Annotated in this window: 15 protein-coding genes and 1 pseudogene; 8 read left to right on the top strand and 8 right to left on the bottom strand. The window is 70.6% G+C overall.

Annotation, left to right across the window (positions count from 1 at the left end; genetic code table 11):
- Positions 1-78 precede the first annotated feature (78 nt).
- A complete protein-coding gene (locus tag ACFY3L_RS28720) occupies positions 79-1059 on the bottom strand; it encodes a LuxR C-terminal-related transcriptional regulator (protein ID WP_389330536.1) in 981 nt (326 codons plus the stop codon).
- A 287-nt stretch (positions 1060-1346) separates the two neighbouring features.
- On the opposite strand from ACFY3L_RS28720, the gene ACFY3L_RS28715 reads away from it, so the two are divergent.
- Both ACFY3L_RS28715 and ACFY3L_RS28710 read left to right on the top strand, forming a co-directional pair.
- Positions 1347-1529 carry a hypothetical protein gene (locus ACFY3L_RS28715; RefSeq protein WP_389330533.1) on the top strand — a complete coding sequence of 61 codons (183 nt, stop codon included), beginning with the start codon at positions 1347-1349 and terminating at the stop codon, positions 1527-1529.
- A 3-nt stretch (positions 1530-1532) separates the two neighbouring features.
- On the top strand, positions 1533-1811 hold the full coding sequence (locus tag ACFY3L_RS28710; protein WP_389330530.1) for a hypothetical protein: 279 nt from the start codon (positions 1533-1535) through the stop codon (positions 1809-1811).
- 237 nt (positions 1812-2048) lie between these two features.
- Here the strand turns inward: ACFY3L_RS28710 and ACFY3L_RS28705 are convergent, their stop codons facing one another.
- Together ACFY3L_RS28705 and ACFY3L_RS28700 are read right to left on the bottom strand one after the other, a co-directional pair.
- A complete protein-coding gene (locus ACFY3L_RS28705) occupies positions 2049-2345 on the bottom strand; it encodes a WXG100 family type VII secretion target (RefSeq protein WP_389330527.1) in 297 nt (98 codons plus the stop codon).
- A 16-nt stretch (positions 2346-2361) separates the two neighbouring features.
- Positions 2362-2679, bottom strand: coding sequence for a WXG100 family type VII secretion target (locus ACFY3L_RS28700; RefSeq protein WP_389330524.1), 318 nt, complete (start codon positions 2677-2679; stop codon positions 2362-2364).
- A 117-nt stretch (positions 2680-2796) separates the two neighbouring features.
- On the opposite strand from ACFY3L_RS28700, the gene ACFY3L_RS28695 reads away from it, so the two are divergent.
- Positions 2797-3603: a DNA adenine methylase gene (locus ACFY3L_RS28695; protein WP_389330521.1), complete on the top strand. Its 807-nt coding sequence runs from the start codon at positions 2797-2799 to the stop codon at positions 3601-3603.
- Here ACFY3L_RS28695 and eccB read toward each other — a convergent pair.
- Positions 3590-4897 carry a type VII secretion protein EccB gene (gene eccB / locus ACFY3L_RS28690; protein ID WP_389330518.1) on the bottom strand — a complete coding sequence of 436 codons (1308 nt, stop codon included), beginning with the start codon at positions 4895-4897 and terminating at the stop codon, positions 3590-3592. The two genes, ACFY3L_RS28695 and eccB, sit on opposite strands and share 14 nt — an antisense overlap.
- 81 nt (positions 4898-4978) lie before the next feature.
- Here eccB and eccE point away from each other — a divergent pair, with 81 nt between their 5' ends.
- The 4 genes and pseudogenes from eccE (at position 4979) to rarD (ending at position 9864) form a co-directional block, all read left to right on the top strand.
- The gene (gene eccE, locus ACFY3L_RS28685; RefSeq protein ID WP_389330515.1) at positions 4979-7042 is read left to right on the top strand and encodes a type VII secretion protein EccE; all 2064 of its coding nucleotides are present in this window, start codon (positions 4979-4981) and stop codon (positions 7040-7042) included.
- A 990-nt stretch (positions 7043-8032) separates the two neighbouring features.
- Entirely contained in the window at positions 8033-8158 is a 126-nt protein-coding gene (locus ACFY3L_RS28680; RefSeq protein WP_389330512.1) for a hypothetical protein, read from the top strand.
- Positions 8159-8438: 280 nt separating this feature from the next.
- Positions 8439-8798: pseudogene (locus tag ACFY3L_RS28675) on the top strand (phage holin family protein); the annotation flags it as partial.
- Positions 8799-8937: 139 nt separating this feature from the next.
- Positions 8938-9864: an EamA family transporter RarD gene (gene rarD, locus ACFY3L_RS28670; RefSeq protein ID WP_389330509.1), complete on the top strand. Its 927-nt coding sequence runs from the start codon at positions 8938-8940 to the stop codon at positions 9862-9864.
- 55 nt (positions 9865-9919) lie between these two features.
- Here the strand turns inward: rarD and ACFY3L_RS28665 are convergent, their stop codons facing one another.
- Positions 9920-10657, bottom strand: coding sequence for a zf-HC2 domain-containing protein (locus tag ACFY3L_RS28665; RefSeq protein ID WP_389330506.1), 738 nt, complete (start codon positions 10655-10657; stop codon positions 9920-9922).
- A gap of 19 nt (positions 10658-10676) precedes the next feature.
- Positions 10677-11201 (bottom strand): sigma-70 family RNA polymerase sigma factor, encoded by a 525-nt coding sequence (locus ACFY3L_RS28660; protein WP_389330503.1) that lies wholly within the window; start codon positions 11199-11201, stop codon positions 10677-10679.
- Between the two features lie 143 nt (positions 11202-11344).
- Here ACFY3L_RS28660 and ACFY3L_RS28655 point away from each other — a divergent pair, with 143 nt between their 5' ends.
- Positions 11345-13459, top strand: coding sequence for a PhoX family protein (locus ACFY3L_RS28655; protein WP_389330500.1), 2115 nt, complete (start codon positions 11345-11347; stop codon positions 13457-13459).
- Positions 13460-13510: 51 nt separating this feature from the next.
- On the opposite strand, the gene ACFY3L_RS28650 is transcribed toward ACFY3L_RS28655, so the two are convergent.
- Both ACFY3L_RS28650 and ACFY3L_RS28645 read right to left on the bottom strand, forming a co-directional pair.
- On the bottom strand, positions 13511-14290 hold the full coding sequence (locus tag ACFY3L_RS28650; RefSeq protein WP_389330497.1) for an IclR family transcriptional regulator: 780 nt from the start codon (positions 14288-14290) through the stop codon (positions 13511-13513).
- Positions 14291-14726: 436 nt separating this feature from the next.
- Entirely contained in the window at positions 14727-15800 is a 1074-nt protein-coding gene (locus ACFY3L_RS28645) for a polyprenyl synthetase family protein (protein WP_389330494.1), read from the bottom strand.
- Positions 15801-15846 lie beyond the last annotated feature (46 nt).

Genomic DNA, 15846 nt, shown 5'->3' with positions numbered 1-15846 from the left:
GCGACCCACGCCCCGCCCCTTGGCGACCAGCTTCGGCCGCCGCGGGAGCGTGGTCGACGGCCGCCGGTCAGGCGCGGCTCAGAGCCACCCCGCCCGGGCGGCGAGCAGGCCGGCCTCGAAGCGGCTGCGGGCGTTGAGGCGCTCCATCAGGTCGGCCATCATCCGCCGGCAGGTCCGCTGGGAGACGCCGAGCCGCTTCGCCGCGGACTCGTCGGTGTGCCCCTGGCCGAGCAGCCGCAGCAGCTCCCGCTCCTGCGGGGTGACGCCGTGGCGGGTGCGGGCCCTGCTGGCGCCCAGCGGGACCGCGCTCGCCCACACCTGCTCGAACAACGCCACCAGCGACGCCACCACGCCGCGCCCGGTGAGGACCAGCACGCCGTGTGAGGTGTTCGCCGGGTCGATCGGGACGAGGCCGGTGGCGCGGTCGAAGACGAGCATCCGCGGCGGCAGCAGCGGCGCCGCCCGGACCTCCGCACCGGCGTCCGTGAGGCTCTGCGCGTAGGCGAGGGTGCCCTTGTCGTTGCGGGCCGCCTCCTGCATCGCGGTGCGGATGGTGACGTTGCGCGCGAGCAGGATGTCGTTGTTGCGCTGGGCCGCGTCCATCGCCGCCGGCGCCTGCACGCCGGGCATGATGCTGAGCATCTCGACCCGGGTCGCGTCGGTCAGCTCCTCGATGCGCCCCAGGATGCCGTCCATGCCGAGGACCTGCTCGGCGTCGCTGGACGCCCGGAGCGTCTCGCGGCTGGAGTACTCCGCCACCAGCTGAGCCATCGCCGCCTGCCCGGCCGCGATGCGCTGGGTCTGCCGGTCGTGCTCCTCCTGCTGCTTGGCCAGCAGCAGCTGCAGCCCGACGCCGGGGCTGACCGCGCGCAGGTGACCTTCCCGCTCCGCGGAGTCGCGGATCAGGGACAGCTCGAACAGCTCGTCGAGCGCGGCCCGCACCTGCGCCGGCTCAACGCCGAGCTCGCCGGCGAGGTCCACGACACCCCAGCTGGGTTTGTCCAGCATGAGGCGGTAGACGCCTTCGGCGGTGGTGCCCAGACCGAAGTACTCGAGCATGCAGAACCCCCGTTTGATCCTGTAGCGCGTTGATCGACCGTTGTCATGATCGCATCGCTGGAAGCGCCGGGCGGGCCACGACGGCAATTCGGGCGATAGCCGCAGCGCACGGCATTTCCGGCGGTGGTGTGGACCCTTCCGGCCAGGCCGGAAGGGGACAGGCGCAAGGTCTTCTGATCCATTCCGGCATCGGCCAGAGTAGTTCTCACCGGAGGCAGGCAAATCCGGGAGGCGCCGGAAAACGGTCCGGCGCCACGAATCACCCACTATCGACGGGGAGCGAAGCCATGTCTTTTTCCGCCCGCATGATTGCCATTTCCGGATCGATTTTTCTGGCCGCGGTCGCATTCTTCGCGCTGCAGGCGGCGGCCGGCGCGGGGCAGGCGGCGCCCCACGCGGACGGCCCCGTCGTCACGGTGTCCCCCACTGTCGTCGTGCCGCCGCACACCGACGGTGCGATCTGGGGGTGAGTGATGTTGCTGGTCAACGTGTCGGTCGAGCGGACCGCGCAGGCGATCCTCCCGGTCCTCGACCCGGCCCGGGTGGTCGCGGCACTCAACGCCGTAGCGACCACCGCCGATGATCTGGAACACATCACCACCCGGGCCGAGCCGAGCCTGCTGCGTATCGGAATGTTCTTCCGCTGCACCGATCGCCCCACGGCGCAATTGCGTGCGAATCGGATCTGCCGCGATGCGTTCCAGCGAGATCAGCAATTTGCCGGATGGCGCCTCACCGACGGCAGTTGGTAACGGGAAGAGAATTCGGAGCCTGCGATGACACGATCGCTGTTCCGCTCGGCCGGGCTGCTCCTGGCCGGCACCGGCCTGGCCGCCGTCGCCAGCCGCTCGACCCCCCAGGCATGCCGGACCGCGCCGGGTCGGATGAACCCGGCGCTCGTCGAAGCCAAGCCCGGCGTGCGAGCGCCGCGGGCACGGCGCGCGGGCCCGGTCCGCGAGCAGGTGCGGACCGGGCTGTCTGCGGGCGCCTCAGCGCTGGGGGAACAGGTGCCTGTTGCGCTGCTCCGTTTCCAGGTAGCGGCGCATGGACTCGTCCAGTGCGACCTTGATCTCCCGCAGCGTCGCGGCCAGGTCGGCGCCGGCGCGCTCCCAGTTGGCCTGGCGGGCGGCGTACGCCTCCTGGGACTCGCCCTGCCAGCCGGCGGTCAGGCGGCGGCCGAGCTGCGAGACCTCGTCGAGGCGGCCGGTGAGCGTGTTGAGCGCGCTCTGGATGGACTGCCCGGCGTGGTCCATGGCGGCGAAGTTGACCACCAGTGTGTCGTCCATGAATGTCTCCCCCGGCTCAGAGCGGCAGCTGCTTGGTGCCGATGCCCCGGAAGCGGGCGCCGGCGTCGGTGTCGGAGACCTCGTAGTTGCGGCCGGCGGAGCGCAGGCCCTCGGCGGTCTCCAGCAGGTTCTTGTTGAGCGTCTCCTGGTCGCGGTGCCATGCCTGCTTGACCGTGTCGAACGACCGGCCGCCCGCGCCCTGCCAGCCGGTCCTCGTCGTCTCCAGCTCGCGCATCAGCGTGCTCAGCATGGTCTGCAGCTCGCCGTTGACCTGCTCGAACCGTTGGGCCGCCGAATGCAGCTCGGCCTGCTGCGCCTGTGTCGTCTGTGCCACGGTGCTCACCCCGTCTCTCGTGTCGCGGACCCGCCGACCGTATCGGCAGTCACCGATCCGCAACCAGACGTAATTCCTCCCTGTGGATAACTTCCGGCATTTCGCCTCTCCTTTACGATGGAGCGCGTGGCGGATGGCCGGTCGTTCATCAAGTGGGCCGGCGGGAAGACCCGGTATGCGACGCAGTTGGTCGCGATGGCGCCACCGTTCACGGGGCGCTATTGGGAGCCCTTCATGGGCAGTGCCGCGGTGTTCTTCGAGTTACGGCCGGCCAAGGCGGTGCTGTCTGACGCCAATCCCGAGCTCGTCGCCTGTTTCCGCGCCGTGGCCGCGCAGCCGGAAGCGGTCATGCGGCGGCTGGACGCGTTGCCGAACACGGCTGAGCGGTTCGCCGCGGTCCGGGCGCAGGACCCCGCCGGATTGACCGACATCGAGCGGGCCGCCCGGGTGATCTACCTCAACAAGACCGCGTTTCGCGGGCTGTGGCGGGTCAATCGGCAGGGCGGGTTCAACGCGCCTTATGGCGCTTACGACCGCCCGTACTATCGCCGGGAAACGCTGCTCGCGGCGTCGGCGGCACTCGCCGGGGTGGACATCCGGCTCTGCGATTTCGAGGAGCCGCTGCGCGAGGCGGCGGCGGGTGACTGGGTGTTTCTCGACCCGCCGTACCTGCCCGAGGGCGGGTTCGCGGATTTCAAGCGGTACACGCCGGGGCAGTTCCGCGACACGGACCACGAGCGCCTCGCCGCCGCGATGCGGGCCGCCACCGGACGCGGAGTCCTGATCACGATGACCAACAGCGACACCGACGCCACCCGCCGCATCTACGGCGACTTCACCGCCACGACGATGGCCACGCGCCGCGACATCAACCTGCGGTCCGACGCGCGGGCCAGCTCGGATCTGGTCCTCACGAACTACTGAGCGCGGCCTCCGGGTCGAGCGCGGGCCCGGCCGGCAGCAGCGCGACGAACTCGCCGGGCACGACGAACGGCTCCACGCCCTGATAGCCGAGGCCGGGCAGGGCGCCCGCCACGGGGAGGGCGTGTCTGCGGCCCAGATCGGTGACCAGTGTGAGGTTTCCGGAGTCGGTACGGACAAGCGCGCCCCCGCCCGGTGCCACCACGATCCGGTCGGCCAGCACGGTGCCCGAGGCCGACGCCGAGGGCGTCCGCAGTGCCGCCCCCAGGTCGGGCAGCGTGTTGCCGGTCGTGATGGTGGCCTCACTGGTCGTACACGCGACGCCGGAGACATCATCGAGAAGCTCGGGCACCTCGGAGGGCAGGCCGGCGCCGGGCGCGAGCGGGTGGACGGGCCGGTCCCGCACCAGCGCGGCGAACTCCCCCGGCGTCAGCGGCTGCGGCCTGACCTGCAGGAGCGCGGCCTGCAACGGTGTCACGGAGGCGAGCCCGCCGGCCGTCACGACGAACGCGTCGACCCTGTCCCCGGTCCGGACCTCGAACAACTGCCCGACCGTGCCCGCGGCGACCTTGCGCCCGCGCTCGGCGATGTCGGGAACGACCAGGTCAGGGCCGGATGGGATGGCGTGCAGGAGCGCTTGGGCGACCTTGACCTGGCCGCGTCCCGACCACACCAGCGCCGGCAGGATGCTGCCAGGTTGTCTGATGAGGTGTTTTCGCCCGTGTACGACCAGGTACAGGCTTTCTGTCGTTCCTTTCGCGAGCAGCGCCCTGGCCCCGAGCGGCGCGCCGTCGCGTGGCGCTCGCGCGCCGATGAACAGCACCGACTCGGCCTGCTGCGCGCAGATCGCCCAGGTCCCGCGATGGAGGTTCCTGGCGGGCGGCAGCGACGCGGGCGCACCCGGAATGCCGAGCGGCGCGCCGCGGGGCGCCTGGGCGAGCGCCTTGCTGCTGACCGAGACGGTTTTCGCTCCGGCGCGGTTGATGATGAGCAGCGCGGATGCCTGATTCAGGACTGGATGGACGCGTTGGTCGCGATATACAAATAGTGCGCCGGACTCCTTCTCCACAATGATCGCTGTTTCGTCACGCCATTTGCCGGAGGTGCCGGGGACGATCAGCGCGTAAGCCGCGGCAGCCCCGATGCCGAGCGCAGCGAGCAGCACCCCGACCAGCGTTGCCCCTGCTACGCGCCGAAACGGCGATCTCGGCGGGTCGCTCTCGCGCATGACCAACGCGGCCACGACGCGCTGGACCATGAACTGGTACGAATGCAGCTGGTCCTGCCGCGACGCCATGCGGCCCCCTCCGAAAATGTCGTACCGGCGCTTTACGATATTCCGTGGATCGCATAGGCGGGGGGCGATATGAGGAAAGTCGTGTACGTCGTGCTGGCCCAGGCCGCGCTGGGACTGTCCGTCCTGGCCTGGACGGTGCACCCGGCGTGGGCCCTGGGGTTCGTGGTGGCGCCGGTCGGCCTGCTCGGGCGCTTGCGTGGCACCGGGCCGTTGAGCGCCGTCCGGCCGTTCATGACGTCCGTCGACATCGACGGCGTGTCCGCGGGCGTGGTCGAGGACGCCGACGGGCTGGCCGTGATGATCCAGGTCGGCGACCTGTCCGACCTGCTCGGTGACGCCCCGCCGCCGCTCCCGCCCCTGAGCACGCTGCTGCCCCCGCCGACCCCGGACCTTCCGGAGACTCGCGTCCAGCTGCTGATCAGCGCGACCGCCGCCCTCAACCGCGACGCGTCCCCCTCCGCCGTGTCCTACCGGCAGCTCACCGATGGTCAGGTCCTCGCGCACCAGCGGGTCCTGCTGTGCGTGCGCGCCCGCCGCGCCGGCGGCTATCAGCGCGAGGACCTGGAGCACACCCTTGTCGCCGCGGTCCGCCGCGCGTGCCGCCAGCTCGCCAAGGCGCGCCTGCCCGCGCACCCGCTGACATCGCAGTCGGCCTCGGCCGCACTCGCAGAGGCCGCCGGCCAGCGGCCCGGCGTGCCGATCCGCGAGACGAGGCGCGGCCTGGAGATCGGCGGCCTGCACCAGGCGGTGTTCAGGCTGCGCCGCCACCCGAGCGAAGGCCGGTTCGCCACGCACCTGCTGACGCTGCCGTGCGCCGCCGTGACGGTCGCCCTCACCGCCGCCGGCGACGACCCGTGCCATGCCGAGCTGACGATCCGCCTCGCGGCCCCGACCCCGGCCGCCCTGGACCAGGCGACCGCCGCGCTGCACCGCCTGGCCACCGCCCACGGCGCCGCCGTCACCCGGCTGCGCGGTGCCCAGCTCGACGGATTGGCCGCCACGCTCCCTCTCGGCGGCGGCGCCACTTCGCCCGCCGCCGCGCTGGCCGGCCTGCTCACCGGCCGCGACGACCTGACCCCTGACGGCACACCGGCCCGCCCCGTCACCACCGCCGACCTCGCCTACCTCCAGCCCGCCCCCGCCCCGTCGGGCCTGATGCTCGGCCGCGACCGCCACGGCGCCCCGGCCGTCATCCACCCGTTCCGCAGCGAGCCCACCCGCGCCGTCCTGATCGGCGGCGCCCGCTGCGCCCAGCTCCTGACCCTGCGCGTCCTGGCCGTCGGCGCCCACGTCACGGTTCAGTCGTCCCGCCCCGACACCTGGTCCCCGTTCCTGCGCTCTCTTACCGGCGAGCAGATCACGCTGCTCCCAGCCGGCCAGCCCGCCGCCCTTCCCGCTCCGACACCCACGCACCCCCAGCTCCTCGTCCTCGACGCCGCTCCCAATGCCCGCTCCGCTCCCCCTGCTCGCTCCGCTCCCGCTGCTCAGCCCACTTCCGCTGCTCAGCCCACGCCAGCTGATCGGTCCGCTTCGGCGACTCGGCCCGCAGCAGGTGCTTGGCCCGCTCCTGCTGCTCGGTCCACCCGTGCTGGTCGGCCCGCATCTGCCGCTCAGCCCACCTCCGCTGCTCGGCCCACGCCCGCCGCTCAGCCCACGCCGGCTGCTTGGTCCGCTCCTGCTGCTCGGGCTGCTTCCGACTCGACTGCCACCGCCGGTTTCAGGGCAGCCGCTCCTGCTCACGCCAGCGGCCCCACGCCCGCTTCCGCTCCTGCACCGACGCCGTCGACCGGCTTCACGTCCACTTCCACGTCCACCGGCGGCCCTGACGCAGACCTCGTTGCGGGGGCTGGCTTCCCCGCCGTCTCGACCGAGTCCCCGTGGCGCGCCACACTCGTGATCCGTGACGAGCTGACGCTTGCCGACGCCGACCTGCTGACCGAGGCCGACCTCGTCTTCCTTCAGCCCTTGACCCCAGCCGAGGCCACCGTCGCCACCGACGTGCTCGGCCTGACCGCCTCAGCGTCCTGGCTGACCCGCATCCCACCCGAGATGCTCGGCACCGTGATCGACCACCACACCCTCCGCTGGACCCACCTGTCCCCGACACCCATCGAGCTCCAGCTCACCGGCGGCCCCACCCGCTGAGCACCGCCAACCCGGTCCAGCCAGAGACGCCGACCGCGACCAACACACATCGACCCCGACGACACCCTCGTCCCGCAGACCGGGTCCATCCACCACCCGCGACCACAACCACCGCGCATCGATCCCGACAACGCCCACGTCCGCGCACCGAAATCAGAACCGAGTTCGGCGGCACCTCCGGCACAGTCACCCGGGCGACGGCCCGGCGACGGCCCCGGAGCCGCGCGGCACCGTCGGCGACGCACCCCAACCCCGGCACCACCATCAGCACCACCGCGCGGTGATGTCCGCTTCGCCCACAGCGGTTCCGTGCCACAGCTGAGCACCGCCAACCCGGTCCAGCCAGAGACGCCGACCGCAACCAAAACACATCGACCCCGACGACACCCTCGTCCCGCAGACCGGGTCCATCCACCACCCGCGACCACAACCACCGCGCATCGATCCCGACAACGCCCACATCCGCGCACCGAAATCAGAACCGAGTTCGGCGGTACCCCCGGCACAGCCACCCGACGCCACCCCGGCGACGGCCCCGGAGCCGCGCGGCACCGTCGGCGACGCACCCCAACCCCGGCACCACCATCAGCACCACCGCGCGGTGATGTCCGCTTCGCCCCACAGCGGTTCCGCGCCACGCCGGCTGCTGCGCCGTAGCGGCTCCCGGACTTGTTCACCACCTGACTTCAACCGACGGGCCGCGTACCCCGCCGACGGCGGCCGCCTCGACCACCATCCATCCACCGCACCGGCCGAGAACCACCATCCCTGCCGGCCGTTCCCAACCCGGCAACGCCCGCGATCGACGCACCGCATCCCGCCCCAACCACGGAAGCATCACCGGCACCGTCCGCCGGGACCCGCTCCCGCTCGCCACTGGATCTCAACTCACCGGACGTGTACCTCGCCCGCCAGCCGTCCGCCGCGACTCTGCGCTGACCACAAACGTTCGTTGTGTCGCTCCGGGACGTACGTCGTCATGCTTCCCTCATGGGCCACCGCGACGATCTGGACTCCGACGTTCAACGGCTTCTCAACGAGCTGTGCATCAAGCTGGGATTCTGCCTGCCGCCGGACGAGCACCGCCGGCTTCAATGGTCGTCGATCAGCACATGAGCCGCTGGGCGGAGAACGAGCTTCGGGCGGGCGGAGCCTCAACCCCGTGAACATTCGTGGTCACCGCACGAGCAGCCCGGTAGCCGGCGGCTTGATCGAAGGATGGATCCGGCTGCCGACACGACCGGATCCATCCTTCGATCAACGTGCCGATGGGCACCGTGCCGATGGGCACCACGCCGGGTGAGCATCGCCGCCGGGGCCAGCCGCGGCAGCGGTGGGGCGGAAGTACAGCGCCGCAGCTAGCAGAGGGTTGGTGGGGCGTGGCACGATCACCGGCATGGGAATCCTGATCCGGCTCGGCGTGAGTGCGTTCACGGTGTGGCTGGCAACGCTGGTGATCCCGGGCATCACTGTTGAGGGGACGACCGGGCGCACCGTGCTCACCGTGCTCGTCGTCGCCGCGATCTTCGGGATCGTCAATGCGGTGCTGCGCCCGATCATCAAGACCATTGGGTGCATGGCGTATCTGCTGACGCTCGGGCTGATCTCGCTGGTCGTCAACGGGCTGCTGTTGATGCTGACGAGCTGGATCGCCGAGCAGCTGGACCTGGCGTTCCACGTCGACGACTTCTGGCCGTCGGCGGTGCTCGGGGCGCTCTTCATCGGTGTCGTCAGCTGGGTCATCAACCTCGTGATCCCCGACGGTGGCGACAATGACAGGAATCAGCGCCGGCAGCCCCCGCCGTCGCGGCAGCAGCAGTACTACCCCCGCAACTACCGGTAGACGAACGACCCTGTGAGGGGCGGTTGGCCGACCGCCCCTTACGGTAAGAGGCGTGGAACCGCAACGCCGTGGGTATTTGTCCGCCTTGTCCGCCAACATCATGTGGGGCGTGTTTCCGCTGTACTTCCGGGCGCTGCGGCCGGCGGGGGCGGTCGAGGTGCTCGCGCACCGGATCGTGTGGTCGCTGCTCTCGGTGGCGGTGCTGCTGACCGTACTGTCGCGCTGGCAGACCCTGAAGGCGCTGGTCAAGGACGGCAAACGGCTCGCCGGGATCGCCGCGGCGGCGGTGTTCATCGCCGTCAACTGGGGTGTCTACATCTTCGCCGTCGACACGGATCACGTGGTCGAGGCGTCGCTGGGGTACTTCATCAACCCGCTGTTCGTGATCCTGCTCGGCGTACTGGTGCTGCGCGAGCGGCTGCGGCGGCTGCAGTGGGTCGCGCTCGGCGTCGGTGTGGCCGCCGTCGTCGTGCTGAGCGTGGACAACGGGCGGCTGCCGTGGATCGCGCTGACGCTGGCCGGGTCGTTCGGGACGTACAGCCTGGTCAAGAAGCGGCTCGGGCTGCCCGCCGCTGAGGGGCTGTTCCTGGAGTCGGCGGCGCTGACGCTGCCGGCGCTCGCGTTTCTGGCGTGGCTGGCGAGCCGGCACCAGGAGACGTTCGGCACGGTGTCGACCTGGCACACGATCTTGCTGGCGGGCAGTGGCGTGCTGACCGCGGTGCCGTTGCTGCTGTTCGCGGAGGCGGCGAACCGGGTGCCGCTGTCCGGCCTCGGGATCCTGCAGTACCTGACGCCGACGCTGCAGCTGTTGCTCGGCGTGCTGGTGTTCCACGAGCCGATGCCGCCGGTGCGGCTGGCCGGGTTCGTCATCGTGTGGTGCGCGCTCGCGATCTTCACCGCCGACGCGATCGCGCACAGCCGCAAGAGAAGAGCGGCCGCCGTGGAGGAGCCGGCGACCGCCATCCGTGGAGCGGTGTGAGTAAGACAACGTAAGGCAACGTAGGACGACGCCGGACGACGCCGGACGACGAAGGTCAGGCGTCGAGAGCGAGCAGGGGCGTGCCGTCCGCGTTGCGGATCTCGATCTTCTGGATGTTGTCGCGCCGGTACTGGCTGTGCGCCTTGAGCTCGTACTCGTCGCCGGCGCCGGCGGTCCACGTGTCGAGCTCCTCGGGTTCGCCGGACTTCGGCACGACGTACAGCCTGTAGGTCCACTTGCCGTAGCCACCGCCGGGCTTGTAGGCGCACCGCATCCGCACCAGGGTCCCGTCGTCGAGCCCCTCGATCGCGAGGCTGGCGGTCACCGGTACCGTCGCCGCGACCTCCTGCATGGCGACGAAATCGGGCTGTCCGACCCCCGCGGACCGCACCCCCAGCACGGCGAGCACGCCCAGGCAGGCGGCGACGAGCGCCGTCCCCGCGGTCTGCCAGCGACGACGACGCCGGTCGGTGCGCCGGCTGCGCTGCGCCCGGTCGAGCACCCGCGGCAGCAACGGATCAACCCCCGAAGCGGCGGCCGACGAAGGCGCGACCGACGGACCCGCCCACGAAGCGGACGAGGACGCGGACGGGGAAGACGAGGAAGAGGGCACCGCCGAAGGACCGGCCCACGAAGCGTCGCCCAGGGACCGCGCGACGCCGGGATCGAGCTTCCCGAGCAGCTCCGGCAGGTCGCCGAACTCCGCCACCTCCGCCTGGCACTCCGCACAGTCCGCCAGGTGCCGCTCATACGCGTCGCGCTCCTCGGGCGACAGCGCCCCGAGCACGTACACGGCCGAGTCATGGAGGTGTTCACACCTCATTACCCACCCCCAACTCCTCCAGAACGACCTTCAGCGAACGCAGTGCGTAGTAGGTCCGCGACTTGACGGTGCCCGGGGGCACGCCCAGCCGTTCGGCCGCCTCGGCGACCGAGCGTCCCTGGTAGAAGCACTCCACCAGGACCTCGCGGTGCGGTCGGGAAAGCCGGGTCAGCGCCTCCGCCAGGACCCAGGACTCCACCGCGCGCTCGGTCTCGTCGACCGCGACCGGAGCCTCCGGCAGCTGGTCGGTGAAGACCTCGCCGACCCGTGCGGAGCGTCGCCGCCACGCGTCGATGGCGAGGTTCCGGGCGGTGGTGAAGAGCCAGGCCCGCACCGAGCCGCGGGCCGGGTCGAGCGCCTCCGGGTGCTGCCAGGCCCGCAGCAGGGTCTCCTGCACGAGGTCCTCAGCCCGTTGACGGTCTCCGCCGGTCAGTCGCAGCGCATGAACGAGCAGCGCATCTCCGTGCTCCTTGTGGAGCGCCTTCAGCAGCAGGTCAGCATCGTCTGTACTCACGCTTTGGCACTATCCGCATCCCTTCCACTGGCTTCTACGCACTAATACGCACAGCGGTTCAAGGCGGCGTCACATGTCATTCACCCGACATCCCTAGGGTGCCGTGGGTCCCCCGTCGCTGATCAGGAGCTGGAGCCCGTTTCATGTCGGAGAACCCACGACGACCGTTACCGATGGCGGTCGCACACGGCGGTCGCGATCGCATGACCTGCCTGTACCGCTGCGGCAACGCCTGCGAGCACCCAGTGCCCAACCAGTCCGCCAACCCGTACTTCATCGACCAGGTGAACGCGGTTTCGCGGAGGGGCGTCATGCGGGCCGGTGCGCTGGTGCTCGGCCTCGCCGGGGCGGGAGCCGCCGTCGGGACGCCCGCGTTCGCCTCGCCGGCAGGGGAGGCCGGCGAGCCTGACGTGGTGGTGCCCGAGGTCGACACGTTCGCGGCGAAGAGCCCCGAGCCGTCGCAGCTGACGTTCAAGGCGGTCACGCCCAACCAGGTCGACGGCATCGTGGTCCCCAACGGGTACGACCACGCCGTCGTCATCAAGTGGGGCGACGAGGTCGTGCCGGGCGCGCCGCGGTTCAACGTCGCGAAGCAGTCCGCCGACGCCCAGTCGAAGCAGTTCGGCTACAACAACGACTTCGTCGCGGTGCTGCCGCTGGACCGCCGGGGCGAGCGGGCGCTGCTCGTGTGCAACCACGAGTACACCAACGAAGACCTGATGTTCCCGAACTTCCCGGGCATCGACGGGCTGTCGGTCGAGCAGCTGCGCACCACGATGGCCGCGCACGGCATGTCGGTGGTCGAGCTGGAGCGGGTCGGCGACTCGGGCCGCTGGACCCCGGTGTCGCGCGGGTGGCGGCGGTACAACCGCCGGATCACCGCACTGGCGACGCACTTCAAGCTGACCGGCCCCGCGGCGGGCCACGACCTGCTGAAGACCGCGGCGGACCCGTCGGGCCGCGACGTCATCGGCACGCTCAACAACTGCGCCGGCGGCGTGACCCCGTGGGGCACGATCCTGTCGGGCGAGGAGAACTTCAACCAGTACTTCGTCGGCGCGGAGACCGCCGTCGAGCCGGCGAAGACCCGGTTCAACCGGTACGGCATCGACACGGTCAACCGCTACCCGTCGGGCAGCCGCAAGTGGGACCGCGCCGACGCCCGCTTCGACCTGACGAAGAACCCGAACGAGGCCAACCGCTTCGGCTGGGTCGTCGAGATCGACCCGTTCACGCCGGGCTCCACCCCGCGCAAGCACACCGCGCTGGGCCGCGTGAAGCACGAGGGCGCCAACGTCATCATCGCCAAGAACGGCAAGGCCGTGGCGTACATGGGCGACGACGAGCGCTTCGACTACCTGTACAAGTTCGTGTCGGACAAGAAGTTCGACAGCGGGAAGTCGTACTTCGCCCGCCGGCACAACCTGACCCTGCTGGAGTCGGGTTCGCTGTACGTGGCGAAGCTCGGATTCACGTCGGCGGCGGAGATCGACGGCAGTGGCAAGCTGCCCGCCGACGGCGCGTTCAACGGCACCGGCGAGTGGGTCGCGCTGGTCAAGGACGGCAAGTCGCAGGTCCCCGGCATGTCGGTCGAGGAGGTGCTGATCTTCACGCGCCTCGCGGGTGACGCGGTCGGCGCGACCAAGATGGACCGCCCCGAGGACGTCGAGCCCAACCCGAAGACCGGCAAGATCTACGTCGCGCTGACGAACAACACGGCGCGCGGCCCAGCCGGCAAGGCGCCCGCCGACGAGGCGAACCCGCGCACGAACAACAAGCACGGCCACATCTTCGAGATCACCGAGGACAAGGGCGACCACACGGGCACGACGTTCACCTGGACGATCCCGATCGTCTGCGGCGACCCGAAGGACCCGGCGACGTACTTCATGGGCTTCGACAAGGCCCAGGTGTCGCCGATCTCGTGCCCCGACAACGTCGCGTTCGACGGCGCCGGCAACCTGTGGATCTCCACGGACGGCAACGCGCTCGGCACCAACGACGGCCTGTTCGCGGTGCCGCTCGAGGGCCCGGAGAAGGGCCATCTGAAGCAGTTCCTGACGGTGCCCTACGGCGCCGAGACCTGCGGCCCGTGGATCCACGGCGACAACAAGAGCGCGTTCGTCGCGGTGCAGCACCCGGGCGAGATCACCGGCGCCTCGATCGAGAAGCCGGCGTCGAACTGGCCTGACGGCGACTTCGCCAAGCCGGGCGTCGCGGTGGCGTGGCGGGTGGACGGCCGCAACATCGGCGTCTGAGCTCGCACCTGGTGGCGGGTGTCTCCCCGGTACGAAGGGGAGGCACCCGCTTCACTGTTCGGCCAGGACCGTCGCCAGGTGGTGGGCGGTGGCCAGCAGGCGGGTCCGCACGACCTTCGCCGAGGACATCAGCTCGGAGGGCGGCAGCGCGCACGCCAGCACGACCCTGCGGTCCGGGTCGCGGTCGTTGACGACCATGACCGCGGCGCAGGCGAGTCCCTGGCGGAACTGCCCGATCTCGATCTGCATGCCGCGGCGGTCGCCGGCGGCGAGGTCGGAGTCGAGCGCCTCGGGCGAGGTCAGCGTCGCCGACGTGTAGGCGCGCATCCCGAACTCCTTCAGGAACCGCCACCGCTGGTCGGCGCTCATCGTCGCGAGCAGCGCCTTGCCCAGCGCGGTCGCGTGCGCGGCCTCGTCGTAGCCGGGCACCAGGTCTTCGAGCGGCGGGGTCCGCGGGCCCTCGGCCACCGCCGTCACGGCGATCCTGCCGCCGATGAAGCGCCCCAGGTAGTGGCTGTAGCCCGTCTCGGCGGCGGCGCGGCGCAGCCGGTCCGTGACGGCGCTGGGCCCTCGGAACGCGAGCACGAGCTCCCGGTAGCGGTCGGCGATCTCCAGGCCGACCACGTAGGTGCCGTTCTCGCGGCGGATGACGTAGCCCTCGTACGCGAGGGTGCGCACCAGGTGATAGGTAGTAGCGACCGTGAAGTCACACCGCCTGGCGATCTGCTTCACGGTGAGGCCGCGTGGTGACTGACCCACGGCCTCCAAGACTCGTAGTGCCCTCGACACGCTCCGGATGAGGTCCGAGGGTTCGGCCTGTGGATCCCGCACCGCCGCCCCTCCCCAGCCGCAGCAGTAACTGGATTCACACCATATGAAACTGGATAGGGTCCAGGGAACACTTTGATCATTTCTAGGGCGATGTCAGGGAATCCGACCGCTCTACACATAGCGATGAATAGCCCATTCTGGACATGGGTGATGTGCAGTCATGCCATCGACACGCCGTGTGATGTGAGTAATGCCCAGGATCGACCCATGGGATCTGTGGAAGTAGAAGGCGACCACTTGAGTAACTGTCGGGCGAGTTTCGACCGGCCACTCCTGGCTGTCATCACGCCATTGCGAGTTGTTGCGGGGCAGGTATCGACGCCAGATGGCCATGAGCAATGTGGCAGACGGTGGCGACGCGGCACGAAAGGGCCGGCGCAGGGCACACGGAAGGCCGGTGCGGCAGTCACGCCGCACCGGCAAACCGCGGAAACGATCAGTTGGTGCGGTCGGCGATGAAGTCGCAGAGCGACTCGAGGGCCGCCCGCGCCGGCACGTGCGGCAGCGGGGCCAGGGACGCCCGTGCGCGGTCGGCATAGCCCCGGACGGTCTCGCGGGCCTGCTTCAGCGCCGCGGACTCCCGGAGCAGCCCCAGCGCCTCCGCGTGCAGCGCGTCGTCGGTGACCGGCCCCGCGGACAGGATCTCGCGGAGGCGGATCGACGCGGCGTCGCCGTCGCCGGAGGCCAGCGCGTAGAGCACCGGCAGCGTCGGCACGCCCTCGCGGAGGTCGGTGCCGGGCGTCTTGCCCGACTGGGTGCTCTCGCTGGCGATGTCGATCAGGTCGTCGGACAGCTGGAACGCGATGCCGAACGTCTCCGCGAAGGTCGCGAGCGCCTCGATCTCCTCTGCGCTGCAGCCGCCGAACATGCCGCCGAAACGGGCGCTGGTCGAGATCAGCGAGCCGGTCTTCTGCGAGATGACCCGCAGGTAGTGCGAGATCGCGTCCTCGCCGTCCAGCGGGCCGGCGGTCTCGGCGACCTGGCCGTGCACGAGGCGGGAGAACGTGCTCGACTGGATCTTGACCGCCTCGAGGCCGAGCTCGGTGGCGCACGCGGCGGCACGGGCGAAGAGGTAGTCGCCGATCAGGATCGCGAGGGAGTTGCCCCAGCGCGAGTTCGCGCTGGGGGCGCCGCGGCGCACGTCGGCCTCGTCCATGACATCGTCGTGGTAGAGCGTGGCGAGGTGGGTCAGCTCGACGACCGCACCGGCCATCACGACGTCGCGCGAGCTCGGGTCGCCGAAGTGCGCGGCGAGCGCCACGAGCAGCGGCCGGAAGCGCTTGCCGCCCGCGTTGACCAGGTGGCGGGCCGCCTCGGTCACCAGCGGGTTGGCGCTGTCGACGGAGTCGATCAGCACCGTCTCGACGTCCTTGAGGATCGCCATGACGCTGGCTTCCAGCGCCGGATCGGCGAATGTCAAGCCGACAGACGCACCCGATTGCACGGTTCCCGTACTCACCACAGCTCCAACGATGCCATAGCCTGTCCGATCAGCTAGCGGCGCCCTCATACAGCGACGTCCCCACGTGGTTGGCCACGGGGGACGTCACGGTGTG

The organism is Dactylosporangium sp. NPDC000521, from assembly GCF_042898305.1.
GTDB lineage: Bacteria > Actinomycetota > Actinomycetes > Mycobacteriales > Micromonosporaceae > Dactylosporangium.
Note: the sequence above shows the minus strand (reverse complement) of the source record. Positions and strands in the feature narration are given on the sequence as shown.

What these genes read in the sequence shown, in the direction of transcription:
- ACFY3L_RS28720 (WP_389330536.1), bottom strand. Translation starts at nt 1,059, where the DNA reads ATGCTCGAGTACTTCGGTCTGGGCACCACCGCCGAAGGCGTCTACCGC.
- ACFY3L_RS28715 (WP_389330533.1), top strand. Translation starts at nt 1,347, where the DNA reads ATGTCTTTTTCCGCCCGCATGATTGCCATTTCCGGATCGATTTTTCTG.
- ACFY3L_RS28710 (WP_389330530.1), top strand. Translation starts at nt 1,533, where the DNA reads ATGTTGCTGGTCAACGTGTCGGTCGAGCGGACCGCGCAGGCGATCCTC.
- ACFY3L_RS28705 (WP_389330527.1), bottom strand. Translation starts at nt 2,345, where the DNA reads ATGGACGACACACTGGTGGTCAACTTCGCCGCCATGGACCACGCCGGG.
- ACFY3L_RS28695 (WP_389330521.1), top strand. Translation starts at nt 2,797, where the DNA reads ATGGAGCGCGTGGCGGATGGCCGGTCGTTCATCAAGTGGGCCGGCGGG.
- eccB (WP_389330518.1), bottom strand. Translation starts at nt 4,897, where the DNA reads ATGGCGTCGCGGCAGGACCAGCTGCATTCGTACCAGTTCATGGTCCAG.
- ACFY3L_RS28680 (WP_389330512.1), top strand. Translation starts at nt 8,033, where the DNA reads ATGGGCCACCGCGACGATCTGGACTCCGACGTTCAACGGCTTCTCAAC.
- ACFY3L_RS28655 (WP_389330500.1), top strand. Translation starts at nt 11,345, where the DNA reads ATGTCGGAGAACCCACGACGACCGTTACCGATGGCGGTCGCACACGGC.
- ACFY3L_RS28645 (WP_389330494.1), bottom strand. Translation starts at nt 15,800, where the DNA reads ATGAGGGCGCCGCTAGCTGATCGGACAGGCTATGGCATCGTTGGAGCT.